Source organism: Synechocystis sp. PCC 7509 (assembly GCF_000332075.2).
Classification (GTDB): domain Bacteria; phylum Cyanobacteriota; class Cyanobacteriia; order Cyanobacteriales; family Chroococcidiopsidaceae; genus Aliterella.
This window is the reverse complement of the sequence record NZ_ALVU02000001.1, coordinates 3,942,670-3,968,380: the sequence shown is the minus strand read 5'-3', so window position 1 is coordinate 3,968,380 and position 25,711 is coordinate 3,942,670. Positions and strand designations below refer to the sequence as shown.

Here is a 25,711-nt window from a genome sequence, read left to right as displayed (position 1 = left end):
TTGTAGCAGTTGCTAGAATCTATGGGCGATACTGGACTTGAACCAGTGACGTCCTGCTTGTAAGGCAGGCGCTCTACCACTGAGCTAATCGCCCGTTTTTTACGGTAATATCCAGTATAGCAAATCTATTGCATTAAAGCTAGAGTTTTTTGCAATATTTACCTAACTTTAGATAAATAAATCTTATGCCGTCCGGTCAAACCCACGATCGCATTACTTTATGGAGTTTACCTATAATTGCTGGTTGCACCTATCTATTAACGCATAGAAATAGCGATCGCACTTTAATTGTAGCGGGAGCTTTTTTGTTTAGTGGCTTAATGTTTGGGCCAGACTTAGATATTTATTCCGTCCAATACAAGCGCTGGGGTTACTTGCGGTGGTTGTGGATACCCTACCAAAAATCTTTAAAACATCGCTCTTTCTTTTCTCACGGACTAATCATCGGGACGACAGTTCGGTTAGTATACTTAGCCTTTTGGTTAAGCTTAGTCGGACTTTTGGCGTTGGGAATTGCTGAAATACAGGGAGACATAAGCTGGGATTGGCAAGTAGGGGTAAAATTTGCTAAAAAATATACTTATGAATGGCTGGCATTGTTTATTGGCTTAGAAATGGGAGCAATGAGTCATATATTAAGCGATCGCATCGGTTCATTTTCTAAACGCTGGCAACGAAATAAGATAAAGAAATCGACAACTAAGTAATAGCAATTTGCATAATGTCTGAGCTAAACAACTCTAAAACCGCTACTTTAGAAGCCCTGCAACAGCTAATTGATGTAGTATCTAAACTACGCTCTCCCGACGGTGGTTGTCCTTGGGATTTGGCGCAAACTCAAGCAACGCTAACACCCTACGTAATTGAGGAAGCTTACGAAGTAGTAGAAGCAATTGCTAGTGGAAACCAAAAGGCGATCGCCGAAGAATTGGGAGACTTATTACTACAAGTTGTATTACAATCCCAAATAGCTACCGAAGAAAATAAGTTTAGTTTACTAGAAGTAGTTGAAGGGATTAGCCAAAAGTTAATTCGCCGCCATCCTCACGTATTTGGCGAAGTAGAAGCAACCAGTATTGAGCAAGTAAAACAAAATTGGGAAGAAATTAAGGCTACTGAAAAAGGAGAATCTACGCAATTAAGTAGCAAACTTAGCAGTTATACGCGCACTTTTCCGCCACTACTTGCAGGAATGAAGATTTCTCAAAAAGCAGCTTTGGCGGGCTTTGAGTGGGAAAATGTAGACGGGGTATGGGATAAGTTTGAGGAAGAATTAGGAGAATTTACTCGCGCGATCGCACAGGAATCAATAGAACGTCAGCAAGCAGAACTTGGAGACTTATTATTTGTTTTAATTAATCTAGCGCGGTGGTACAAAATCGATCCAAGTCTTGCGTTGCAAGGAACAAATCAAAGATTTATTCAACGCCTGTCTCACGTTGAAACCCTCGCAGGTCGTCCGCTATCTGATTATACCCTGGAGGAATTAGAAACAATGTGGCAAAAAGCAAAAGCAACTATTGCTAAAGATATTTAATAAATACAAATCGCCTCAACTAAGTGTTAAGGCGATTTATTAGTAGATAATAGTTCTGTATAAAGCGATCGCAATAATTAGCGGAAATTTGGTGAGGTTACAGATTTTGGAAAGTTTGGACAGGAAAATAATATTTCTGTATAAAGCGGTCAATAATAATTAGCGAAAATCTGGTTGATAGGCTAAGGCGGTAGCTAGTAAAGTTACAGCAATAGTAGAAACAAAACTAAAGGCAAAGAACGTATCAAATATTGTCATAGGTTTAGCTCTTTTGGGTTAGATATTCGCAAGCCTTAGTAGGCTTGCGATGAAAGTTAAATCAGGAGGAGAAACTTGCTTAACTGAGTTGATTTAATCATTTCTATCTAGAGTTATCGCCAGTGAAAATACTGTTTTTTTAAGGAAATGGTTTGCTATCTCCGCATTTTCTGGGTTGCTCTGTGCTAATAAGCAAAAGAATGTAATTTACACTACATTAATCAGGCTTTTGCAGCGACATATACAACGATGATGGGTACAAAACTTGCTCTTGATGAGTTTGCAAGGTGCAATCAGAGAGCGGGTAAGCAACACAAGTAACGGCGTATCCGGCGGCTAATTCGGAGGGACGGAGAAATTTTTGTTCGTTTTGATCTACTTCACCGCTTATTAGCTTGGCGACACAAGCGGAACACTCACCTTGACCACAGCCAGAAGGTAGACGAATCCCGGATTGGGTGGCAATTTCTAAAATATAGCGATCGCCTGGTACGGTAATAGTACGATCTAGAGCGGTTTCTTCATTTATAAGCCGAACTTGATAAACTGCCATAGCTATAAGGTATGCAACAAGTGATATTTTCCCAGCTTCTAATCAACAACGCAAATCTTTCACCAACATCGCTAAACTGGAAAAAGTGTTAGTAAAAAAGGCTTTATGACTGAATCGACGGCTCGTGACTTATTCAAAGCAGCTTACGAAAATCGTTATACCTGGGACTCCAACTTTCCTGGTTACAGCGCCAACGTGCAAATTAAGCAAGGCGATGAAGTTTATAACGGTAAAATTTGCATTAACCGCGACCTTAGCGTAGATGTGGAAGGGATGGAAGATGAAACCGTTAAAGAAAGCGTTTATACTCAACTGCGGGATATAGTCACTCATCGCAAAAGATCCCAGTTTGAACAAGCTCATGGCAAAAATGAGTTTACATTAGGCGAAAGCGATGAAAGTGGCGCAACCGAAATTTTGGTAAAAGGCGACTCAATGGGGTCTAACTACAAAATTCGCGGTACAGAAATTTGTCAAGTTAGCCGTGTTATGGGCAGAATGGCGTTTGTAATTGATACCCAAGAAAGCCTAGATACAGGTAATGGCTATGTTTCGTCGCGCTACGATGTGGTTTTCCGCAATCCTCAGACTAACGAAATTACCCGCACGATGAAGTTCAAAGATACTTTTGAGCCAGTGGGCGATTACCATATCATGACTAATGAGGCAATTGAAACCTACGAAAACGGTACGCGGATGACGACAGAGTTTAGCTTTTCTAATGTGAAACTGCTAGAACCTGCAACGGTTTAATTGGAACTAACATAGATATATAGATGATTGCAAGTTAATAGAGGGCTGAAATAATGGAACTGACAATCGATAACGTAGAAACAGTTTTGGACGAAATGCGCCCTTACCTGATTTCTGATGGCGGTAATGTGGAATTGGTAGAACTAGATGGACCCATTGTTAAATTGCGCCTTCAGGGAGCTTGTGGTTCTTGTCCTAGTTCGACAATGACGCTAAGAATGGGGATTGAACGCCGTTTGCGCGAGATGATTCCCGAAATTGCCGAAGTTGAACAAATAATTTAAGGTTATTAGCTATTAGTTTTAAGGCAAAAGGGAATATTCCTTTTGCCTTTTGCTATTTTAATTTTAAGCGCGATCGCAGAACGTTACTAATTAATTTTTTTATGTCTCATCCCCTGTATGTAGCTTTTGTCTGGCATCAACATCAGCCTTTATATAAAGGTAGTGATAGCAGCAATTCTGGTTCTCAACAGTATCGTTTACCTTGGGTACGTTTGCACGGTACTAAAGATTATTTGGATTTGGTTTTACTACTAGAACGCTATCCTAAGCTGCATCAAACAGTAAACTTAGTTCCCTCGTTGATATTGCAATTAGAAGATTACATCGCGGGAACGGCTTTCGATCCTTATTTAACTGTCTGTCTGACTCCCGACGAACAGATAACTAGGGAACAGCACGAGTTTATTATCGAACACTTTTTTGATGCTAATCACCATACTTTAATTGACCCTCATCCCCGGTACAGCGAGCTTTACGGACAAAGGCAAGATAAAGGTAGAGGATGGTGTTTAGAAAATTGGAATTCTCAAGATTACAGCGATTTACTCGCTTGGCATAATTTAGCTTGGATAGATCCTTTGTTTTGGGATGACCCGGAGATAGCCGACTGGTTGAAACGAGGACGTAATTTCAATTTAAGCGATCGCCAGCGCATTTATTCCAAACAACGCCAAATTCTTAGCCGCATTATCCCCCAACATCGGAAAATGCAAGAAAACGGGCAACTAGAAGTTACAACTACGCCCTATACTCATCCCATATTACCGTTACTAGCAGATACAAATTCGGGTAGAGTTGCGGTGTCAAACATGGAATTGCCCAAACGCCGATTCCAGTGGGCGGAAGATATACCAAGACACCTACAAAAGTCTTGGAATATGTACGAAGATAGATTTGGACAATCGCCGCGCGGTCTGTGGCCCTCAGAACAGTCTGTAAGCCCGGAAATGCTGCCTTATGTAGCCAAACAAGGTTTTAAATGGTTATGCTCTGATGAAGCGGTATTAGGATGGACGCTGAAGCACTTTTTTAACCGGGATGGGGCGGGAAATCTGATGCAGCCAGAATTGTTATATCGTCCTTATCGGTTAGAAACCACCGAAGGAGAATTGGCAATTGTATTTAGAGATCATCGTTTATCGGATTTAATTGGCTTTAGTTATAGCTCAATGCCGCCAAAACGTGCCGCCGCCGACTTGGTGGGACATTTGGAAGCGATCGCAAATTCCCTAAAACAACAGCAAGAGAGCGGTAGTACAGCCCTAGAAAACCCGCACTTAGTCACAATTGCCCTTGATGGCGAAAACTGCTGGGAATTTTACCCTGAAGACGGCAAACCATTTTTAGAAAACTTGTATCAAGCTTTGAGCGACAACGAGCAGATAAAACTTGTAACTGTATCGGAGTATTTAGAGCAATTTCCGGCTACAGAAACTTTAGAGTGCGATCGCCTGCATAGCGGTTCTTGGGTCGATGGCAGCTTTACAACTTGGATTGGCGACCCAGCTAAAAACCGCGCTTGGGACTTGCTCACCGAAGCGAGAACCGTCTTAGCGAACCATCCTGAAGCCACCGAAGAAAACAACCCTGCCGCCTGGGAAGCTATGTATGCGGCGGAAGGTTCTGATTGGTTTTGGTGGTTTGGTGAAGGACATTCTTCTAATCAAGATGCCATTTTTGACCAGCTATTTAGAGAGCATCTGTACAATCTCTACCAGGCTTTAAACGAGCCAATCCCAGCTAATATCCGCCAACCTGTAGAAATCCACGAAGCAAAGCTAGATTCACGCCCGGAAGGATTTATTCACCCAACTATTGACGGTAAAGGCGACGAACAAGACTGGGACAGAGCGGGTAGATTAGAAGTAGGCGGAGCAAGAGGTACAATGCACCGCAGCAGTGCAATTCAACGCTTATGGTATGGGGTAGATCACTCTAACTTTTACTTGCGTTTAGACTTCCAAGCGGGAATTACCCCAGGGCGCGATTGTCCGCCGCAGTTAAATTTGTTGTGGTTTTATCCTGATAAAACTATGCACAATAGCCCTGCTCCGGTGGGAGATTTGCCCGACGAAGCACCGCTAAACTATCTATTCCACCATCAGTTAGAGATTAATTTACTTACTCAAAGTGTGCATTTCCAAGAAGCGGGAGATAACCACAAATGGCATCCTCGGTTTAGTCGCGCTCAAGTTGGTTTAGATCGCTGTTTGGAAGTGGCGATACCTTGGGCTGATTTGCAGATCCCCCCAGATTACCCGCTACGGATGACGCTCGTATTAGCAGATGAAGGGCGTTTTAAAGGCTATTTGCCGGAAAATGCTCTAATTCCCATTGATGTCCCCTAATTACCGCTCTTACCGACCTCTTGGGTGATGATTTTGTCCCCTAACCACAGCAATAAAGCGGGAAGCGGTGTAACTCCGCTTTTTGCCTCCCCAATCCTGGGGGAACTGGATCTAAACTTCTGCTCAAGAGATCGATTTATGGTACTTGCCACTTTCTAATAGTTTTATCTGCACTCGCACTCACTAGGGTTTTACCATCAGGACTATAATCTACGGCAAAAACTGCGCCTTGATGCCCTTTAAAAGTATAAATAGCAACTCCTGTCATTAAATCCCAGATTCTTACCGTTTTGTCATCGCTACCAGTGGCTATATATTGGTTGTCCGGGCTAAAGTCTACAGTGTTGATATCTGCCAAATGTCCGGTTAAAGTGCGGATTTCGCGCCCGGTGTTGAGATTCCACAGTTTAATAGTTTTATCATCGCTGACACTAGCTATTTGTTGGTTGTCAGAACTAATAGAAACTGCATTTACATCGCTGGTATGTCCAGTTAAGATACTTTGCGCTTTTAAAGTGGCGATGTCCCAAATAATCATAGTTTTATCTACGCTACCACTAACAATTTTTTTATTATCAGGACTAATCGCAACAGCTAAAACTTCTCGTGAATGCCCTTTGAGTGTATCTACTTGACCAATTTTTAAGTTCCAGACTTTAACAGTTTTGTCATAACTCCCACTGGCAATTTTTGTTTTATTGGGGCTAATAGCTACGCTATTTATGTAGCTAGTATGTCCGGTTAAAGTTCTACTTTGCTCCCCAGATAATTGCCAAAGCCTAACAGTTTTGTCTTTACTACCACTTACAATAGTCTGACCGTCGGCGCTAAGAGAAATTCCATACACCCAATCTGTATGTCCTTTTAAAGTGCGAAGCAATTTTTGACTATTTAGATCCCAAATTCTCAGCGTTTTGTCATCACTACCGCTAATAATAGTTTGACCATCAGGACTAATAGCAACGGTGTTAACTTCTCCAGCATGACCCATGAGGGTAACCGAATGCTGGCTAATCCAATATTTGTAGGCGACAAATCCTAAAATTAAACCTATGGCACTTCCTAATAATAATTTGGAACGCCAACCAAAATTTGCTCTTGGAAATAAAGTTGTAGAGTTGGAAAGATTTTGAGGTACGCGATCGCGCACTCCTGGATTTTCTGTAAAAATAGGTACGTGCAACGGTACTTTAGTAACATCGGAAGCTAAAAACATGGGAATTGTCCGTAAGTCTTGCAAAACTTGCTCGACATTTTGGTAACGCTGCTGAATATCTTTTTGCAACAGCTTATCCAAAATTGCTGTAAGTTCGGGGCTAATTGAAATATTTAAGTGCTGTTGCCATTGTTTTACCCAACTATAGCCGTACTCCGTCCAAAGACGAGTAGGAGAAATTTTAGTTAATAAATGAAAACAACTTACACCCAAACTGTAAAGATCGCTAGAAGGATAAGCTTCCCCTTCATTCAATTGTTCGCTAGAAGCATAACCAAAAGAGCCGATAGTTGTACCTGTAGCGCGATCGCTAGGGCTAAATTGTTTAGATACGCCAAAATCAATCATTATTAAGCGGCGATCGCTTTGACGACGCATAATGTTATCTGGCTTAACATCGCGGTGAATTACCTGATGAGTGTGAATAAACTGCAATACAGGTAATAAATCCGCCAATAGTTCCCAAATTTGCAGTTCGCTAAAAGCCCCTTGTAAGTCCAACTGTTCGCGTAAACTTTGCCCGACTACTAGCTGCTGAACCAAGTATAGATAATCATCTTCTTTAAAATAGGCGTATAGAGTGGGAATTTGGGGATGTTCGCCCAATTGTTGCAACCTTTTTGCTTCTTGCTCAAATAACTGCGTTGCTTTTTGTTGGGCGCTAGTACCTTGCAATTGCGGGACTAATTGCTTGACTACACATAATTCGTTGAGCTTATCTCGATCTTCGGCCAAAAAAGTCCTACCAAAGCCGCCACCACCTAGAGGGCGAATAATGTGATAGCGATCGCGTAATGGTAATAATGTTTTACCACAACTGAGGCAGGAGCTAGACCCGTCTAAGTTTTCTGGGTGTTGACAAGTGGGATTGAGACAGTAGCTCATAAAATCTACATTGGTTTTTACTTTTTGCTGGGTTGACTAACCTTAAAGTACGCTAAAGCAAAGGTTTCCTCTTAAATAACAGCTATTGCCGCTAGTTGATAAAACTATTTTCTCTCATTGATGGGATGAAAGTGCGATCGCGCTATCAAAGGGGACGCGATCGCCTGTACGATTTACAAGGTAGCCAATTTTTGACGGCAAGGCATGGGCAGTATTTGGGAAATTGATTTTTATTCGCGTCCAGTATTAGATGAAAATAACAAAAAACTTTGGGAAATCTTAGTTTGCGAAAGTCCTTTATCTATTGATACGGAGCTTGATTCGCTGTTTAAATATTCGGAGTATTGTTCTAGTAGCCAGGTAAACTCTGCTTGGCTAAAAGCGGCACTAGAAAAGGCAATGGAGCAATCGGCAACTACTCCACTGAAGTTCCGATTTTTTCGCACTTCCATGAACAACATGATTGTCAAAGCTTGCCAAGATTTGGGCATTCCCGCTCAACCTAGCCGCCGCACTCTAGCACTCCATCAATGGTTACAACAACGAAACTTGGATGTATACCCCCTAGAACCAGGTTATCAAGCTTCTACTAATCCCTCAGTAAGAGGGCAAAAGAGCGATCCTCAACGTTTACCAGATGCTTTAATCGGGCAAAAATGGGTAGTTGCCAGCCTTACCGGCGCAGACTTAGCCCAAATGCCGGAATGGGAGATTGGTTTTGGTGAAGCTTTCCCATTGCCGTTAGGTGAAGTCGCGTCAGATACTATAGTTCCTGGTGTAATAATTTACTCGCCTAGAGCCGTACCTTTAGCAGGCTGGATGTCAGGTTTAGAAATAGCTGCCCTCAAAGTAGATACTTCCGTGAATCCCGCCAGACTAATTTTAGAAACTGGTGCAAGTGACAGTTGGCTTTTAGCTAACGTAACTAACCCCCAAACCTTACAAATGGCTCAAGACTTTGAGGGAGCAAAACAAAAAGCTAACCAAGTACATTTTTTAGCGGTGCAATCAAGCCCTGAATCTGAAGTTTTTGCAGGCTTTTGGTTATTGCAAGAGATTAACTTACCGTAACAGCACTACTAAAAATTCCACAATTGCAGCAAAGCGCATGGGTTCTGAAATACCACAACATACACTTTTAGCAGAACAATTGCTAGAAATAGCGATTAAGTCTGGCGCAGAAGCGGCGGAAGTGTACCAATCAAAATCCCTTTCTCGCCCCGTATTTTTTGAGGCGAACCGTCTCAAACAGCTAGAAAGCGCTCAATCCGAGGGTACGGCTTTGCGATTGTGGCGAAAGGGTCGTCCGGGTCTGGCGGTAGCTTACGGCTCTGTAGCGCCGCAAACATTGGTAGAAAGGGCTTTAGCTCTTAGCCAACTCAACGAACCTGAAGCTATTGAACTTGTGAGTAATTCGCAGCCAAATTATCCTAATTTAGGACAAGATGTAGCTGTAGAGCGGTTGATAGAATGGGGGAATAATGCGATCGCCCTGATTCACGATGCTTATCCTGAAGTCTTAATTAGTGCTGAATGGGATAGCGATATTGAAACCACCCGTTTAATTAATTCGATGGGTTTGGACTGTCACTATACTGATACTACTCTTAGCGCTTATCTAGCAGTGGAATGGATTAGAGGGGATGATTTTTTAAGCGTATCTGACGGACAAACTCAACGCGACATTCTCCACCCAGAAAAGATCGTCGAGCAAATTTTACAGCGTTTGCAGTGGGCTAAAAAAAATATTGCACCTCCCACCGGACACGTACCAATTTTATTTACCTCCAAAGCCGCAGATATGTTGTGGAGTACCTTGCAAGCGGCAATTAATGGCAAAAGAGTTTTAGAAAAAGCTTCACCTTGGGCAGATAAATTAGGGCAATTGGTAACTTCTAGCGCTTTGACTATTTCTCAAGAACCCGATAAAGGCCCTTTTAGTTGTCCTTTTGATGATGAAGGTACGCCGACAAAACCTTTGGTATTTATTCAAAATGGAGCATTACAAAACTTTGTAAGCGATCGCACTTGTGGCAAATTATTAGGTACAGGCTCGACAGGTAACGGTTTTCGTCCTGGTTTGGGTAGCTATCCTACTCCCGGTTTATTTAACTTGCTAATTCAACCGGGAAACGAATCTTTAGCCCAATTAATTACTCGACTAGATGACGGCATTATTATCGATCAAATGCTGGGGGATGGGGGCAGTATTTCGGGAGACTTTTCGATTAATGTGGACTTGGGCTACCGCGTCAAAAATGGTCAGGCGATCGGGCGGGTAAAAGATACAATGGTGGCGGGTAATGCCTATACAGCTTTAAAACAATTAGTGGCGCTGGGTAATGATGCGGAGTGGAACGGCTCTTGTTATACTCCGTCATTGATTGTCGAAGGATTATCGACGATTGGGCGATCGGAAAGTTAAAACCAATTAGATAAAGAGTACGGCAACAAATTAAGCTTTATATAAGTCACAAGTAATCGTTACAGAGCATCAGCGTAGTAGTTTTTTCTTCCCTTTCTCTTTCAAAAAAATGCTACTTCCTGCCATCCAACAGCGTTTGCGTCAATGGCTGCAACCAAGTCGAACAAGTGCGATCGCTTACGCGGTAATTATTGGTTTAGTTGCAGCCTTAGCGGCAGTTTTTCTTAAATTTAGCTCTGGTTGGCTTGGCGCGTGGCGCGTTCAATCATCGGCTTTACAACCAGCTTGGCTAGTTTTACCAATTATTGGCGGTTCTTTTGGTTTCTTTTCTGGGTTACTCATTCAAAGGTTAGCCCCCGAAGCTGGCGGTAGTGGGATTCCTGATGTTAAAGCTAGTCTTGCTAATTTTCCGATTAAACTTTCTTGGCGGATTGCTTTAGTAAAACTAGCTAGTGCAACTTTGGCGCTAGGTTCGGGATTAACGTTAGGGCGACAAGGGCCGACTGTACATATTGGCGCGGCTTTGGCGGGGGGATTGAGTCGTTATTTGCCCCTATCGCCCGATAATCGTCGCCAGCTAATTGCGGCGGGTGCGGGGGCGGGTTTGGCGGCGGCTTTCAATGCTCCCATTACCGGAGTTTTATTTGTAGTTGAGCAATTACTTCAAGATTTATCGGGAATAACTTTAGGTACGGCGATAATTGCTTCCTTTGTGGGGGCGGTAGTTTCCCGGCTTTTGGGTGGTAAGAGTTTAGAACTAAATTTAGAATTAACAGCAAATGTTACGAGCTTTTCTTTAGGGGAAATTCCTTTTTATATAATTTTAGGAATTTTGGCGGGGCTATTTGGCTCGTTATTTAATCAAGGAGTGATTACAAGTTTAAAACTATACCAAAGATTGCACGTCAGTTTACCGTTGCGGATTGCGATCGCAGGCACTATTTCGGGCATATTTGTTTCTTTACTACCGCAACAATTTCACGATAATACAGGCTTGCGGGAATTTGTGCTAACGGGGGAAGCTCGCCCGTATGTAGCAGCGATCGCCTTTATTGCCCAATTTCTCCTTACTGTAATTGCGGCGGGTTCTGGTGCGCCGGGAGGGGTGTTTGCTCCTAGCCTAATTATGGGTTCGGCGCTGGGCTATTTGGTGGGTGTAGTGGAATACAACTTAACGGGGATGAGTCCCCCAATTACCTATGCTTTGGCGGGAATGGGGGCTTTTTTTAGCGTCGTTTCCAAAGTTCCTTTAACAGCGATCGCCATTGTCTTTGAAATAACTACAGATTTTAATCTAGTTTTGCCGTTAATGATTGGCTCAGTTACAGCTTATTTAATTGCCGAAAAAATTGCCCCTGGTTCTCTCTACGACAAGATTTTAGCTTTTAATGGCATTAATCTAGATGCAGCCCCAAATCAAGGCTTACTAACAACACTAACTGCCGAAAACGTCATGCAGCCCCGCGTCGAAACTTTAGGGGCAACAATGACTCTAGACGAGGCGGTACAAGCATTTTCTCGCTCTCACCATCGCGGCTTTCCGGTGGTAGATGACGGTAAGTTGGTGGGGATCGTGACGCAAACAGACATAGCAAAAATGCGCGATCGCACTTTACCGGGAGATACTCATTTAAGTGAAATAATGACTCCTAGCCCTGTAACAGTGAGTCCTAGTGCAAGTTTAAGCGATGTTTTATACTTGCTCGATCGCTACAAGCTTAGTAGATTGCCTGTAATTGAGCAAAAAAAGTTAATTGGGATTATTACCCGCGCTGATATTATTCGCGCTGAAGCCGATAAGCTTAATGGCGAAAATCGTCAAGTGGGGCCGCAACCAGAGCCTGCTTATACAGTTTATCAAACGCGATCGCCTGCTATTGGACAAGGCCGAATGCTAGTACCATTAGCTAATCCTCATACAGCTAATGCTTTATTACAATTTGCTTTAGCCATTGCGCGCGATCGTCATTACGAATTAGAGTGCGTTCAAATAATTTTAGTTTCCCGCAATAGTTCTCCGGCGGAAACCCCTGTAAATACTGCCAAAAGTCGGCGTTTATTGCGTCAAGCAGAGGCGGAGGCGCGTAAATTCAATGTTCCTTTGCATACCCAAATTCGCGTCGCTCACGATCCCGCCTCGGCTATTTTAGAAATAATTAAAGAAAGGCATATAGATTTAGTTTTAATGGGATGGAAAGGTAAAACTCTTACCCCAGGGCGGATTTTTGGCAGTGTTGCCGATACTTTAATTAGACAAGCAAGCTGTGAAGTAGTATTAATCAAGTTTGCTCAAGATTCGGCTCAAAACATCTATTTTTCTCTCCCCACCAAACGCAAACCAGCCGCACCATTGCCTTACTGTTTGCTTCCCAATACTCACTTAAATCGTTGGCTTGTACCGATTGCAGGCGGCCCAAATTCTCAAAAAGCAATTCAATTATTACCCTCGTTACTAGCTCTTTCTGCTTCGCCATCGGTGCATTTTTGTCAAGTAGTTAGTCCAAATCAGTCTTTGCCAAATAGTCAGGTTTTAGAACAAGCTGTGCGTTATTTAGTTCGCCAGCGCCACGTAAAAAGTCCTGTAACGGCTGCACCGCTTAAAGCTAATTCTGTAATTGAAGGTGTAATCGAGCAAGTTAAATCAGAAAACTTTGATGTTGTAGTTTTAGGCGCAAGTAGAGAAGGATTGCTCCAACAAGCAATAAATGGCAATATTCCGGTAGAAATTGCGCTTAAAGTAGATTGCACGGCGATTTTAGTCCGTAGTGCAATTTCTGGTAGCTAAACGAGGCTTGATAACAAACCTCTTACATATCATTAAAATACTCATCTTCCAATCGTCTCTTTCAAAAATGCTGCCGCGATCGCGCCTCGTGTAATAATCTCGAAATGCGGCATTCGTCCTCTTTGACCTCCTCCCCGACCTTAAGGTACGGGGATTCCTAAGACTCACGACTTAGGTTTCTGTTTCTTTCCCTTTCGGGTTTTTTGCAACTGCCTTTTAGACTCTTGCCTATCGGGTCTTATGTTCGCTCCACAGACTGACACCGCAAGCCCTGCGGCAAGTATATTCCTACTCGCGTTGATATCACGGTCATGGTTAGTTTGACACTTAGGACAATCCCACTCACGTACATTCAACGGCATTTTGTCTACTATATGCCCACAGTTTCCGCACCTTTTGGAGGAAGGAAACCATCGGTCAATTTTAATCAGTTCTCGCCCGTGCCACTCGCACTTGTAAGCAAGCTGGCGGACAAATTCACCCCAACTAGCATCGCTAATCGAGAGCGCCAATTTATGGTTTTTGACCATGTTTTTGATTGCCAAATCCTCAACCACGATGGTTTGGTTTTCGTTCACCAGTTGAGTAGTTAGCTTATGCAAAAAGTCTTTGCGACTATCAGTTATTTGTCCATGTACTTTGGCTACTTTGAGCCTTTGCTTATGTCGATTGTTCGACCCCTTCTGCTTACGAGACAAAGATTTCTGGACTCGTCTAAGCTTTGCGATTCTGCGTTTAAAGTGCTTGGGATTAGCGATTTTGTCCCCATTACTGGTAGCAATCAAGCTAGTTATCCCCATATCCAAACCAATAGATTTATTGGATTTTGGCAATGGTTCAATCACTGTGTCTACGAGCAAAGAAACGTGGAATCGCCCACTCGCATCCAACTTGACCGTGATGGTAGACGGTTCGCATCCCTTGGGCAGTTGCCTACTCCAACGAATCGGCAGCGCTTCAGTACACTTGGCAAGCCATACTTGCCCATCCTTCCACTTAAAAGCGGACTTAGTGAACTCAGCAGAGCCACCATTATGCTTCTTTTTAAAGTTGGGATACTTAGCGTGTCCCGCCCAAAAGTTTGCAAAGGCTTTTTGCAAGTGTCTAAGTCCTTGCTGCAAAGGTACGCAGCTAACCTCGTTCAGAAATTGCAAGTCTTCTTGCTTTTTCCATTGGGTAAGCATGGCAGAAGTTTTGATGTAGTCAACCTTTTCTTGCCTTTCGTACCAACCTTCCGTCCGGGAAGCCAACGCTCGGTTGTAAACCAAACGCGCACAACCCATAGTTCTCCGCAACAAGGTTTCTTGTTCGGAAGTTGGGTAAACGCGGTAACGGTAAGCTTTTTGCATACCTCACATTATAACACAAAATATGTGGGAATCTCCGGGGTGTTGAACCCCATCGATTCCCCTCCTATCCCTCCCCGTGCTGAAGCAACGGGGTTTCCCGGAGAATCCCGATGAGAAGGCGCAGGAAGTTGAGTCTATTATGTAAATTAAGCTACTCTTTAAAGCTATGGTTTGTGTATACAATATACCTCAACTTAAACTTAAGCCTAGTTATAGAAGCTTGGGATACGATCGCAAAAATATGGCACAGCGAAAAGAAATTGGTATTTTGCAGGAATCTGAATTACCTGAAGCTCAAGGTTTTCCAGACCTATCAGCAACGGGTTCGGAACTGATCTACGGACTGTATGACAGACCGCCGATAGTCGAGTCGTTTTTTGTTGCTGTACAGCACGTTTTAGCAGCCTTCGTCGGCATTGTCACACCACCACTAATCATTTGCACCAGTTTAGGACTCGATCCTGCTAACACCAGTTTCATTATTAGTATGTCGCTGCTTGCCTCTGGCATTTGCACCTTTATTCAATGTAAAACCTTTGGCCCTGTAGGATCGGGTTTACTCAGTTTGCAGGGAACTAGCTTTGCATTTCTTGGTGCTATCTTGGGTGTGGCAAATACTGCTATTCAAGCCGGAAGAACACCAGAGCAGGCGCTGTCTCTGATTTTTGGCGTTTGCTTTTTTGGTGCGTTTGCCAATGTAATGCTAAGTCGTTTTTTGCATCTGCTTAGTAAAATAGTCACACCGATCGTATCGGGAACTTTGGTAATGCTAATTGGAATAAGCTTACTCAAAACAGGTATTACCAGTCTAGCGGGCGGCACGGTGGCTTTACAGAACAATACTTTTGCCAATGCTCAAAATATGGCGGTGGGTGGCGGCGTATTTTTGATCGTGATTGTGCTAACGCTTGCCAAAAATCAGTATATTCGGATGGGAGCGATCGCTATTGGGTTGCTTATTGGCTATATCTTCGCCGCATTCATGGGTATGGTCAATTTTAGTGTTTTCAGCACGCTTTCACTTATTAGTTTGCCTGTTCCCTTTCGCTACGGCATGAGTTTTGAATTTAGCGCCCTGATTCCTTTTCTAATTCTCTACCCACTGACTGCTATTGAATCTGTAGGTGACCTGACTGCAACCTCAATGGTTTCTAAAGAACCCATCGCCGGCCCTGTTTACATCCGCCGCATCAAGGCTGGAGTGTTAGCAGACGGTCTAAACTCCTCTTTAGCAGCATTGCTCAATACCTTTCCTATCACCACTTTTAGCCAAAACACGGGTGTGATTCAAATGACGGGTGTAGGCAGTCGTTATGTGGGATTTTTTGTTGCAGGTATTTTGGCGGTATTAGGACTGTTGCCGATTGTTAGCGGTGCTTTCCAATCCATTCCCCAACCAGTTTTAGGCGGAGCAACTACGGTCATGTTTGGCTCGATTGCCGTTGCTGGAGTCAAAATTATTGCATCAGAAAATTTAGACCGTCGCTCCACCATTATCATTGCAGTTTCGTTAGCGTTGGGATTAGGTGTGGTGTTCGTACCAGAATTGTTTAATAATCAGCCTGCCATTATCAAAAATATGTTTGCTTCGGCGACTTCAACGGGTGGTTTAACTGCCATTTTGCTCAGTTGGTTGTTACCCCCAAATCCAACACCTGCTGCTAGTTCAGTAGTGGCAGAAGACGGAGAGATTGTAGATATTTAGGAGAGCTAAGGGACAATTAAAATTCTGCACTTAATGGAGTGCGGGGAAAAGGAATCACATCGCGGATATTTGCCATTCCCGTCATAAATTGCACCAATCGCTCAAACCCCAAACCAAAGCCAGCATGGGGAACTGTACCATAACGGCGCAAATCTAAATACCACCACAAATCCTCTGGATTTAAGCCTTGATTTCTCATCCTTTGTTCTAATTAGACAAGTAAAACTTTAATTTTCAAGAGCGCACTAGAAATTTTTAGCTCCCTTGCTTGGTTTTAGATTGAGGGTGACTATAACAATTTTTTGAATTATAGTAGATTTATTTGTTTAAGTAGCGCAATTTTGGCTGATTTATCTTACCGTCTAACTGTTCATGCAAAAGATAGAATAGCTCAAAGAAGAATGGATAAGTAGAACATTACAGAACCCCCAGAAACTAGAGCCAGACCCTCTAAAGACAAACCTTACTCAGGCGTATCGAGAAATTTCTGAATGTAACAATAATGTTCTTAAAGTTGTTTATGATTCTAACGAGAGTCCCTGGTTAATTATTACTGTGCATTTTGACCGAAAATATAAGGGGAAGTTATGAATATTAAGTTTGATGAGCAAGCAGACGCGCTTTACATAAAATTAAACAATTCCGAAATTATCGACTCTGAGGAAATTTTGGATAGCGTTACTTGTGACTATGGTATAAACGACACAATCGTAGGTGTTGAGGTTATTAATGTAAAGCAACAACCTATAGATTTATATAAAAAAATTGCCCATCTTTTTAGCGTTGAAGAATTAGGCAATTTGAAAGAGTTTTTCAATCAAAAACGGGTGTTGCTGAATTAGTAATGAATAGTTAAACAATTCTTAATTCCTAAAACTCTGCGCTTAATGGAGTACGGGGAAAAGGAATTACATCGCGGATATTTGCCATTCCGGTCATAAATTGCACCAATCGCTCAAAACCCAAACCAAAACCAGCATGGGGAACTGTACCATAACGGCGCAAATCTAAATACCACCACAAATCCTCTGGATTCAAGCCTTGATTCCGCATTCTTTGTTCTAATACGTCTAATCGTTCTTCCCGTTGCGAACCGCCGATGATTTCGCCGATTTTGGGCGCTAAAATGTCCATTGCGCTGACGGTTTTTTGATCATCGTTTAAACGCATATAGAAAGCTTTGATCCCTACGGGGTAATCAGTGACGATCGCAGGTTTTTTAAATAACTGCTCCGCTAAATAACGTTCGTGTTCCGATTGCAAGTCTAAGCCCCAGCTTACAGGATACTCAAAAGTTACTGGAGCTTTTTCCAGAAGTGAAACCGCATCAGTATAAGTTAAACGCTCAAACTCATTGTCAATAATATTTTGCGCGGTTTCAAGGACTGTTTTATCAATGCGATCGTTAAAAAACTCCATGTCTTCCGGGCAAGTTTCCATCACATACTTAAAGACGTGCTTTAAAAATGCTTCGGCTAAATCCATATCTCCTTGCAGATTACAAAAAGCCATTTCTGGTTCTACCATCCAAAACTCTGCTAAATGCCTGGAAGTATTAGAGTTTTCGGCTCTAAAAGTCGGTGCAAAAGTGTAAACATTACTAAAAGCCATTGCCATAATTTCCGCTTCTAGCTGTCCACTTACGGTTAAATAAGCTGGTTTGCCAAAAAAGTCTTGGCTGTAGTCTACTTCTTGCTTGTCTGTAAGCGGAACTTTCTTTAAATCTAAGTTAGTTACGGTAAATAATTCCCCCGCGCCTTCGCAATCGCTGCTGGTAATAATGGGCGTATGTACCCACAAAAAACCCCGTTGTTGAAAAAACTGGTGAATGGCGGTTGCACAGGCGTTTCTAACCCGAAAAACTGCGCCAAAAGAATTAGTACGCGATCGCAAATGTCCAATAGTCCGCAAAAATTCAAAGGAATGGCGTTTTTTTTGCAAAGGATAGGTATCAACATCTGCTTCGCCGTATACGGTGGCTGTTGTCGCCTGTAACTCAATGCGTTGCCCTTTGCCTTGTGATGGAACTAATTTCCCCGTAACTTCTACTGAAGCCCCGGTATTGAGCCGCTTTAACAAATCCTCGTAATCGGGCATTTGCGAATTTAGCACCACTTGCAAATTAGCTAAAGACGAGCCATCATTTACTTCAATAAAGGCAAATCCTTTTAAATCGCGCTTGGTGCGTACCCAGCCTTTGATAGTTAATTCTGCTTCTGGCTGACCGTTTTTTAATATATCTGCAATACTTCTCGTCATCGTAGGTAAATAGTTCGTTCTAGCTAGTACAAGACTTTAATATCCAGCCTACAACAATCCCTAGTCCACCGAAGCGCACTGCTTGCCAAAATGGTTCTTTAAACACATCTACAGAAAATAGCTGGCTTTCTAAATTCACCTCGATTGTTTCCAACTGAGTTTTAATTTCTTTGAGTTCCGCACTCAAGGCTGGTAGCTTATTATTGGCTAATTGCGGTCTAATTTCTTCTATTCGGTTCTTAAGCTCTACCTTACGTTGGCGATCGCTTTCTATCTGAGCATAACGCTGTTTTAGAGCAACTAATGCTTGCTCTACTTCGGCAATATTGCCCTCAATATCTGCGTTTGTGACATCGGTTGATGATTCGGGCGGCGGCTGCATACGATCCCTTGATACAGTAGGACTAAATAAACTTTATGCCCGATTTTATGCTTGAAAGTACCGATTGTATCAAAACTTCTAACCTTAATGACTTCAGCACTCTGCAATTAGCCCAAGCTTTGAGTGAAAGGCTAACTATTTCTCCCAACGAATGGCACAAGTTAAAGTCTAATCGTAAAGCCCGTTCTAGAGAACAAGCGGCGGCGGCTTTGGTATTTTTGCTCAAAGATCAACCAGAAGAAGCTTTATTAAGACTACAACAAGCTACAGCATGGTTAGATCGCTCTATTTCTGCGCCTCCCTGTCCTAGTCATGGTTCAACAGACTTAGTTAAATAAAGGAAAGCGCAAACGGGACATTTGCTTGCACAATCTCAACTCTGTCCCTTCTTCATTCCAATGTACTTGGTCAAAAATTGTTTTTAATAAGAACGTTCCGCGACCATTTTCTGAAGTTTCTGGGGGTAAATAGTCGGTGCGATCGCGATCGCATTTACAATCGGGTTTAAATCCACGACCTTGATCGACAATTTCCCACCAATAGAATTCGTTAGCTAAGAAAAAGCGGACAATTACAACTTTGCCGGGATCAAGCTTATTGCCATGTTTGGCGGCGTTGACTAAAGCTTCTTGCAATCCTAATCTTAGTTCGGCGTGCCATTTTTCCGGCACTTCTGCCAAAAGTAAATCTAAAATTGGGCAAAGGTATAGAGTTGAGGCAAAGCTAATCGTGCTGCAATTGCGTCCGACTGGACGTGGTGAAATAGTAATCACGTACAAAAACCCCGTAGCTGTTGGTTAGACATTAATTTGCTTGTTTTTTGGTCTTTCACGCGAGCTATATAGTCATGTTTTATGCGCCTTGTAGAATCGGGAGAGAGTTTTTAAAGGCGATGGGAATATTGTCTAAATAATTATCATTACAATTTCATCCTATCATTTTTGCTTGTATTCCCCAAGCAGTTTGTTAATATCTGCTCCAATGCCTTACATTTATTTATTTACTTCAAAGACAATAATTCTTGCCGCAGGCGGTAAATAATTGTATTTGGCTCGGTACTAGCTAGAATTTCCCCAATTACGGTACTAGCGCCAAATTGTCCCCAAGTACCACCGCGTTCTAAGTATGTCTGCGCCGCTCGTCCTACAGCATAGCAACCATAAGCGGCGATTCCGGCTTGAATCGCCGCCGCACCTGCATAAGTCGAAAGATTTAAGGGATTTTCCCCACTAGAAATAGCGGCTGTACTTTTACCCAATCCCCAAAACAAACTACTACCTAATTCACCCACGAGCAAGCCACCGGAACTAAATATGATTATTCTTAATAGCTTGGCGGCTTCGTAACCAGTCATAGGCAAGTTATACAACCGTGCTAAAGCCCGAATTAAGGCTAAATCAGTCACAAATCCTGCCAATAAGTCTATGACAGCAATGGGATTGAGAGCGATCGCAATTGCCTTATATTTGGTATATTTCCAGATTAAGTCTTCTGCTTGTTGTTGGCGCTCGGTTACGGTTTTAGAAGCAATGTTTGCTTGGGCTTTTTGCACTTGTACCAAAGCATTTAGCGCCAAAAGACTTTTACCTTCTCGATTGAGAATGTTGAGAATTTTTTGTTTTAATTCATCTATTTGCGGCGAAGGTGTTTCCCATTCGTTGCCAATTTCGCCATTAGCCCACTCTATACGCACTTCTATGGGGGCTGGTTCGGCGGATACCATAACTATTTCATCGGGGAGCATTTCGCCGCTTGTTGCTCCTAATTCTCGCAAATTATTGTAAATTGCCTGTTTATCAGTATCGGGATAAAGATCGATTTTATTAAATACCAATATTAGGGGTTTCTGGTACTGACGCAAGTTGCACAGGGCTTGATACTCAGTTTGGGTTATATCGCCAGCCACTATAAACAAAATTAAGTCGGCTTGACGAGCTACATCTTCTGCCATTTGGCTACGTGCTTCGCCGTCAATTTCGTCTAATCCTGGCGTATCAATTAGCTCTACTTGGATTTTATCGTTGGCTACCCACTGCACCGAGCGACACCATTGGGTTACACCGTTAAGAGGGCCAGTTTGCAAGATTTTTTGTCCGAGTAAAGCGTTTAAAACGGCAGATTTACCGCGACTAACTAAACCAAAAGCGGCGATCGCAATTACATTCGAGTCTAGTTTATTGAGAGAGGAGTTTAAAACTGTTAGTTCTGGTTTTAGCTTTTTTAGTAAGTCTGCGTTAGAAAATTGTGAATTGGCTTTGCGTAAATTATTAGAGTACCAAGATTGCGCTTGGCGGATACTAGCACGAGCGCGGTTGATGTGAGAGTCCGCAGTAGTAGGTACAGAGGAAGTTTGACGAATGCTCACAGGCTGAATTGTTTAGCTTATAAGTCCTTAAGCTTTTATTATAAAACTCTGTCGCTTTGAGATGCGATCACCCGTAACTATAAAGGTTTTCTTGCCTCAATTACAAAGATTTTTGGGCGCAATTGCGAATATTGTAGGGGCGCAATGCATTGCGCCCCTACATTTGGGAATAATCTATGTGTTAGGCGATCGCCATCTATCAATAAAATTATTTTAGTAACTACCTAATGGATCAATCACTACAAAATAAAATCGTTTCCTTTATTTGGTCAATTGCTGATGACTGTCTGCGCGATGTTTATGTGCGGGGTAAGTATCGAGATGTAATTTTGCCGATGTTTGTGTTGCGGCGGCTAGATTGCTTGCTGGAGGTGACGAAAGAAGCCGTTACAGAGGAAGTACGATTTCAGCGCGAGGAAGCTGGGTTTACAACATTGGATGCGATCGCACTACAACAGGCATCGGGCTATGTGTTTTACAATATCTCAGATTGGACTTTGAAAAAACTGGTTAAAACCGCCACAAATAACCGTCAGATTCTTGATGCCAATTTCAGCGCCTATTTAGATGGGTTTAGCGACAACGTTAAGGAAATTATTAGCAAATTTGACCTGCGAAGCCAAATAAAGCGCATGGTGCAAGCTGATGTGTTGTTAGATGTGCTGGAAAAATTTACTTCCCCTTATATCAATCTCAGTCCTCATGACGGGCTAGATCCAGAGGGGCGCAGATTGCCGGGTTTGAGCAATTTGGGTATGGGTTATGTGTTTGAAGAATTGATTCGCAAGTTTAATGAAGAAAATAACGAGGAAGCGGGAGAACATTTTACCCCCCGTGAGGTTATTAAGTTAATGACGCACGTATTATTTATCCCTGTAAAAGATAAGTTGCCTGCGGTGATTTTAATCTATGACGGGGCTTGCGGTTCTGGGGGAATGCTTACGGAGTCTGAAGACTTTATTAAAAACCCCGAAGGCGGGGTGCGTTTTGATGCGGCGGTTTATCTTCATGGGAAGGAGATAAACGGCGAAACTTACGCGATTTGTAAGTCTGACATGATGATTAAAGGCAACGATCCAGAGAAGATTAAGTTCGGTTCAACGCTTTCTACCGATGAGTTTGCGGAGACGAAGTTTGATTTTATGCTGTCAAACCCGCCTTACGGCAAGTCTTACAAATCGGAGCAGAAGTTTATTTTTGATGGTAAGGATGTTCTCGATCCGCGCTTTCAGGTGGTGCTAAAAAACTTCAAGGGTGTTGAGGAAACCGTTGCAGCAACGCCGCGATCGTCGGATGGGCAATTGCTATTTTTGATGGATATGGTTAGCAAGATGAAGCCGCTAAAAGATAGCGCTTTGGGGTCGAGAATTGCATCGGTGCATAATGGTTCGTCGCTGTTTACGGGGGATGCGGGGAGCGGAGAAAGTAATATTCGCCGTTACATTATTGAAAATGATTATTTGGAAGCAATTATTCAGTTGCCGAATAATTTGTTTTATAACACGGGAATTACTACTTATATTTGGATATTGTCGAATAATAAAGCCGCTCATCGCCGGGGAAAGGTGCAACTAATTGATGCTTCGGAGCTTTATCAGAAGTTGCGGAAGAATTTGGGGGCGAAAAATTGCGAGTTTTCGGCTGAACATATTGATAAAATTACTCACCTTTATTTGGAGATGCCTAACCAAGGTGTTTCTAAAGTGTTTGATAATAGCGATTTTGGTTATTACAAAGTTACTGTAGAGCGTCCGTTGCGGTTGGCGGCGCAGTTTACCCCCGAAAGGTTGGCGGCGCTGCGGTTTAATTCGTCTTTGCGGGAGGTAATGGAGTGGGTGTACGAGCAATGGGGAGAGGCTATTTACAGCGAGTTGGCAGAGCATAGAGCCGCTATTGAGGTTTATTTGGAGCAAGAAGGCATTGACCTTGATAAGAAAAAACGGGAGGCGCTACTACAAATCAAAACTTGGGAAACTGGACGCGAGCTATTGGCGGTGGGCGAAAAGCTGATGAGCGAGGTAGGACAAGGGCTGTGGCTGGATTTTAATGAGTTTTTGGTAAAACTAGAGGCGGCTATTAAAAAGCTGGCTATTAAGCTTTCTGCTAGTGAGAAAAATCAGCTAGTAAGTGCGGTAAGTTGGCGCGATGAAAAGGCGGAAAAGGTAGTTAAGAAGGTTCACAAGTTAAAGGATGAGGCGTTGAGCGATTTGTTGCTGGAATTTGACACCAGCGAGGATTGTTTGCAAGATTTTGGTTACTGGGTAGGGAAAAAGCCGGGACAGTGGATTGAGTACGAGTCAGACAGCGAACTAAGAGACACTGAAAATGTGCCGTTGAAAGATAATATTTATGATTACTTTGTCCGCGAGGTGCGCCCCCATGTAGATGATGCGTGGATGGCGTTAGATAAAACCCAGATTGGCTATGAGATTAGCTTTAATAAATATTTCTATCAACATAAGTCGTTGCGAAGTCTTAAGGAAGTGACGGCGGAGATTTTGACGTTGGAACAAGAGACAAAAGGATTATTAAAGAAGTTGGTGAGTTTTGGGGAGGTTGAGTAATGGTGACTTTTCCCAAGTATGAAAGTTACAAAGATAGTGGGGTTGAGTGGTTGGGAGAAATCCCTAGCCATTGGGATATAAAAAAACTTAAGTTCTGCTGTGCAAACAATGCAAGCACCCTTCGGGAAGATACTGATCCACAACTTCAGATTCGTTACATAGATATTGGGGCTGTATCTCAAGGGAAAATTGAAAAAGTAGAACATCACTTTTTTAAAGATGCTCCGTCAAGAGCTAGAAGATTGGCAAAACAAGGAGATACAATAGTTTCGACTGTTCGTACATACCTAAAAGCAATCTCCTATATAAAAAAAGAATATGCTGATTGCGTGTTCTCAACTGGATTCTCTGTGCTGAGTCCTAACAATTTTTTTGATAATAAGTTTTTTAGTTACCTACTACAATCAGAGCCATTTATAGATGAAGTTGTAAGGTACTCAAAAGGCGTAAGTTTCCCTGCTATTACTGCTTTAGAACTCAGTAATTTTTCTATTGCGATCCCCCTCCTCAACGAACAAAACAGGATTGTTGAATTTCTTGATCGCAAAGCCGCCGAAATTGACCAAGCGATCGACCAAAAACAGCGCCTCATCGAACTCCTACAAGAACAAAAAGCTATTCTGATTAATCAAGCTGTCACCAAAGGTTTAGACCCAAATGTTCCTATGTGCGATCGGGGTGTTGGGTGGCTTGGTGAAATCCCTAGCCACTGGGATGTTAAAAAACTTAAGTTTTGCTGTAGAAACAATGCACGTACTCTCCGAGAAGATACCGATCCACAACTCCAAATTCGTTACATAGATATTGGGTCTGTATCCCAAGGTGAAATTGAAAAAGTGGAACATCACTTTTTTAAAGATGCTCCGTCAAGAGCTAGAAGATTGGCAAAACAAGGAGATACAATAGTTTCAACTGTTCGTACATACCTAAAAGCAATCTCCTATATAAAAGAAGAATATGCTGATTGCGTGTTCTCAACTGGATTCTCTGTATTGAGTCCTAACAATTTTTTTGATAATAAATTTTTCAGCTACTTACTACAATCAGAGCTATTTGTAGATGAAGTTGTAAGGCACTCAAAAGGCGTAAGTTTTCCCGCTATTACTTCTTTGGAACTCAGCAATTTTTCTATTGCGATCCCTCTCCTCAACGAACAAAACAGAATTGTTAAATTTATTGATCGCAAAACTTCCGAAATTGACCAAGCGATCGCCCATGAACAGCGCTTTATTAAACTACTGCAAGAACAAAAAACTATTTTAATCTCTCAAGCTGTAACTGGAAAAATTAAAGTTTAGGGATCTTTGCGATCGCTTGAGTTTTCGTAGGTAGTTACTTTTAAAAAAGCTGGCGATCGCGGGGATGTCTACCGATAAAAAAGTCTTAAAATCAAAGGTATAATGCAGCGCAATTCTGAGCTATGGCAATGGTACAAACTCCCCTTATTAACCAACCCTCCACCGATCAGCGCCTCGTTTATGGGGGTATTACCTGGCAACATTTTAAGCTGATTCAAGCAGGTTTTGCCGAGTCTCCAGGGGTCAGACTATCCTACTACAACGGCGAAATCGAAATTATTATGCCGGGACGCGAACACGAATTTTTTAAAACCATCATTGGGATGCTGCTCGAATTATTCTGTATAGAGATGGCAATCGAATTTGATCCTACAGGTTCAATGACGCAAGAGCGAGAAGGGGAAGTCTCAGCCGAGGCGGATGAATCTTACTGTTTTGGAGAATCAAAGCCAACCCCCGATTTAGTAATCGAAGTAGTTTTTCATAGCGGTAATTCCAAAAAACTCCAGCGATATCAGGCGCTTAATGTCCCTGAAGTATGGTTATGGCAAGATGGGCTATTTAGCCTTTATTATTTGCGAGATAATAGCTACGAACAGATTTCCCGCAGCGAGATTTCACAACTTGCAACCCTCGATATAGATTTGCTTACCCGTTGCGTATTAATTGCCCAAACGTCTCGATTAGAAGCCGCCACCACCTTTCGCAACGCCCTGAAGCCTAATTAAATAATAGTTAATATCCT

General features: G+C 42.5%; 23 protein-coding genes, 1 tRNA gene and 1 pseudogene. 16 read left to right on the top strand and 9 right to left on the bottom strand.

Annotated elements, in window-relative coordinates; translation table 11 throughout:
• Positions 1-22 precede the first annotated feature (22 nt).
• Positions 23-94: transfer RNA gene (locus tag SYN7509_RS0219805), tRNA-Val, on the bottom strand.
• Between the two features lie 91 nt (positions 95-185).
• Here SYN7509_RS0219805 and SYN7509_RS0219800 point away from each other — a divergent pair.
• Together SYN7509_RS0219800 and mazG are read left to right on the top strand one after the other, a co-directional pair.
• Complete coding sequence (locus tag SYN7509_RS0219800; RefSeq protein WP_009631468.1) at positions 186-707, top strand: metal-binding protein; 522 nt, start codon at positions 186-188, stop codon at positions 705-707.
• 14 nt (positions 708-721) lie between these two features.
• The gene (mazG, locus tag SYN7509_RS0219795; protein WP_009631467.1) at positions 722-1,537 is read left to right on the top strand and encodes a nucleoside triphosphate pyrophosphohydrolase; all 816 of its coding nucleotides are present in this window, start codon (positions 722-724) and stop codon (positions 1,535-1,537) included.
• Between the two features lie 475 nt (positions 1,538-2,012).
• Here the strand turns inward: mazG and SYN7509_RS0219785 are convergent, their stop codons facing one another.
• On the bottom strand, positions 2,013-2,348 hold the full coding sequence (locus tag SYN7509_RS0219785; RefSeq protein ID WP_009631465.1) for a 2Fe-2S iron-sulfur cluster-binding protein: 336 nt from the start codon (positions 2,346-2,348) through the stop codon (positions 2,013-2,015).
• A gap of 105 nt (positions 2,349-2,453) precedes the next feature.
• Between SYN7509_RS0219785 and SYN7509_RS0219780 the strand changes: the two genes are divergently transcribed.
• The 3 genes from SYN7509_RS0219780 (at position 2,454) to SYN7509_RS0219770 (ending at position 5,733) form a co-directional block, all read left to right on the top strand.
• Positions 2,454-3,101, top strand: coding sequence for a DUF3386 domain-containing protein (locus SYN7509_RS0219780; protein ID WP_009631464.1), 648 nt, complete (start codon positions 2,454-2,456; stop codon positions 3,099-3,101).
• Positions 3,102-3,154: 53 nt separating this feature from the next.
• Positions 3,155-3,385 carry a NifU family protein gene (locus SYN7509_RS0219775; RefSeq protein WP_009631463.1) on the top strand — a complete coding sequence of 77 codons (231 nt, stop codon included), beginning with the start codon at positions 3,155-3,157 and terminating at the stop codon, positions 3,383-3,385.
• Between the two features lie 101 nt (positions 3,386-3,486).
• Positions 3,487-5,733, top strand: coding sequence for a glycoside hydrolase family 57 protein (locus SYN7509_RS0219770; protein ID WP_009631462.1), 2,247 nt, complete (start codon positions 3,487-3,489; stop codon positions 5,731-5,733).
• Positions 5,734-5,869: 136 nt separating this feature from the next.
• Here the strand turns inward: SYN7509_RS0219770 and SYN7509_RS0219765 are convergent, their stop codons facing one another.
• The gene (locus SYN7509_RS0219765) at positions 5,870-7,834 is read right to left on the bottom strand and encodes a serine/threonine-protein kinase (protein ID WP_009631461.1); all 1,965 of its coding nucleotides are present in this window, start codon (positions 7,832-7,834) and stop codon (positions 5,870-5,872) included.
• A gap of 95 nt (positions 7,835-7,929) precedes the next feature.
• On the opposite strand from SYN7509_RS0219765, the gene SYN7509_RS31425 reads away from it, so the two are divergent.
• The 4 genes from SYN7509_RS31425 to SYN7509_RS0219750 all read left to right on the top strand — a co-directional run bounded on the left by SYN7509_RS31425 (position 7,930) and on the right by SYN7509_RS0219750 (position 13,044).
• Entirely contained in the window at positions 7,930-8,061 is a 132-nt protein-coding gene (locus tag SYN7509_RS31425; RefSeq protein WP_255327318.1) for a hypothetical protein, read from the top strand.
• Positions 8,039-8,905 (top strand): Tab2/Atab2 family RNA-binding protein, encoded by an 867-nt coding sequence (locus SYN7509_RS0219760; protein ID WP_009631460.1) that lies wholly within the window; start codon positions 8,039-8,041, stop codon positions 8,903-8,905. The genes SYN7509_RS31425 and SYN7509_RS0219760 overlap by 23 nt, the downstream gene beginning before the upstream one ends.
• A 37-nt stretch (positions 8,906-8,942) precedes the next feature.
• Positions 8,943-10,259, top strand: coding sequence for a TldD/PmbA family protein (locus tag SYN7509_RS0219755; protein ID WP_009631459.1), 1,317 nt, complete (start codon positions 8,943-8,945; stop codon positions 10,257-10,259).
• Positions 10,260-10,368: 109 nt separating this feature from the next.
• Positions 10,369-13,044: a chloride channel protein gene (locus tag SYN7509_RS0219750; RefSeq protein ID WP_009631458.1), complete on the top strand. Its 2,676-nt coding sequence runs from the start codon at positions 10,369-10,371 to the stop codon at positions 13,042-13,044.
• 164 nt (positions 13,045-13,208) lie between these two features.
• Here SYN7509_RS0219750 and SYN7509_RS0219745 read toward each other — a convergent pair whose 3' ends face one another.
• Positions 13,209-14,393 (bottom strand): RNA-guided endonuclease InsQ/TnpB family protein, encoded by a 1,185-nt coding sequence (locus SYN7509_RS0219745; protein ID WP_028954175.1) that lies wholly within the window; start codon positions 14,391-14,393, stop codon positions 13,209-13,211.
• A 166-nt stretch (positions 14,394-14,559) separates the two neighbouring features.
• Here SYN7509_RS0219745 and SYN7509_RS0219740 point away from each other — a divergent pair, with 166 nt between their 5' ends.
• On the top strand, positions 14,560-16,098 hold the full coding sequence (locus SYN7509_RS0219740; RefSeq protein WP_009630355.1) for a uracil-xanthine permease family protein: 1,539 nt from the start codon (positions 14,560-14,562) through the stop codon (positions 16,096-16,098).
• Positions 16,099-16,114: 16 nt separating this feature from the next.
• On the opposite strand, the pseudogene SYN7509_RS0219735 reads toward SYN7509_RS0219740, so the two are convergent.
• A pseudogene (locus SYN7509_RS0219735) lies at positions 16,115-16,309 on the bottom strand (amino acid--tRNA ligase-related protein); the annotation flags it as partial.
• Positions 16,310-16,503: 194 nt separating this feature from the next.
• On the opposite strand from SYN7509_RS0219735, the gene SYN7509_RS31810 reads away from it, so the two are divergent.
• Complete coding sequence (locus tag SYN7509_RS31810) at positions 16,504-16,689, top strand: hypothetical protein (protein ID WP_369792315.1); 186 nt, start codon at positions 16,504-16,506, stop codon at positions 16,687-16,689.
• Entirely contained in the window at positions 16,686-16,940 is a 255-nt protein-coding gene (locus tag SYN7509_RS0219730; protein ID WP_009630357.1) for a DUF2283 domain-containing protein, read from the top strand. Before SYN7509_RS31810 ends, SYN7509_RS0219730 begins: the two co-directional genes overlap by 4 nt.
• A gap of 28 nt (positions 16,941-16,968) precedes the next feature.
• Here SYN7509_RS0219730 and asnS read toward each other — a convergent pair whose 3' ends face one another.
• Positions 16,969-18,357 carry an asparagine--tRNA ligase gene (asnS, locus tag SYN7509_RS0219725; protein ID WP_009630358.1) on the bottom strand — a complete coding sequence of 463 codons (1,389 nt, stop codon included), beginning with the start codon at positions 18,355-18,357 and terminating at the stop codon, positions 16,969-16,971.
• Between the two features lie 19 nt (positions 18,358-18,376).
• Positions 18,377-18,739, bottom strand: coding sequence for a sll0565 family protein (locus SYN7509_RS0219720; protein ID WP_009630359.1), 363 nt, complete (start codon positions 18,737-18,739; stop codon positions 18,377-18,379).
• Between the two features lie 35 nt (positions 18,740-18,774).
• Between SYN7509_RS0219720 and SYN7509_RS0219715 the strand changes: the two genes are divergently transcribed.
• Positions 18,775-19,077 carry a DUF6439 family protein gene (locus tag SYN7509_RS0219715; RefSeq protein ID WP_009630360.1) on the top strand — a complete coding sequence of 101 codons (303 nt, stop codon included), beginning with the start codon at positions 18,775-18,777 and terminating at the stop codon, positions 19,075-19,077.
• Here SYN7509_RS0219715 and SYN7509_RS0219710 read toward each other — a convergent pair.
• The gene (locus SYN7509_RS0219710) at positions 19,066-19,512 is read right to left on the bottom strand and encodes an ATP-binding protein (protein WP_009630361.1); all 447 of its coding nucleotides are present in this window, start codon (positions 19,510-19,512) and stop codon (positions 19,066-19,068) included. The two genes, SYN7509_RS0219715 and SYN7509_RS0219710, sit on opposite strands and share 12 nt — an antisense overlap.
• Before the next feature lie 227 nt (positions 19,513-19,739).
• The gene (locus tag SYN7509_RS0219705; RefSeq protein WP_009630362.1) at positions 19,740-21,104 is read right to left on the bottom strand and encodes a GTP-binding protein; all 1,365 of its coding nucleotides are present in this window, start codon (positions 21,102-21,104) and stop codon (positions 19,740-19,742) included.
• Between the two features lie 227 nt (positions 21,105-21,331).
• On the opposite strand from SYN7509_RS0219705, the gene SYN7509_RS0219700 reads away from it, so the two are divergent.
• The 3 genes from SYN7509_RS0219700 to SYN7509_RS0219690 all read left to right on the top strand — a co-directional run bounded on the left by SYN7509_RS0219700 (position 21,332) and on the right by SYN7509_RS0219690 (position 25,694).
• A complete protein-coding gene (locus SYN7509_RS0219700; RefSeq protein WP_009630363.1) occupies positions 21,332-23,668 on the top strand; it encodes a type I restriction-modification system subunit M in 2,337 nt (778 codons plus the stop codon).
• A complete protein-coding gene (locus tag SYN7509_RS0219695) occupies positions 23,668-24,966 on the top strand; it encodes a restriction endonuclease subunit S (protein ID WP_009630364.1) in 1,299 nt (432 codons plus the stop codon). Before SYN7509_RS0219700 ends, SYN7509_RS0219695 begins: the two co-directional genes overlap by 1 nt.
• Positions 24,967-25,094: 128 nt before the next feature.
• Positions 25,095-25,694, top strand: coding sequence for a Uma2 family endonuclease (locus SYN7509_RS0219690; RefSeq protein WP_009630366.1), 600 nt, complete (start codon positions 25,095-25,097; stop codon positions 25,692-25,694).
• Positions 25,695-25,711: the final 17 nt, after the last annotated feature.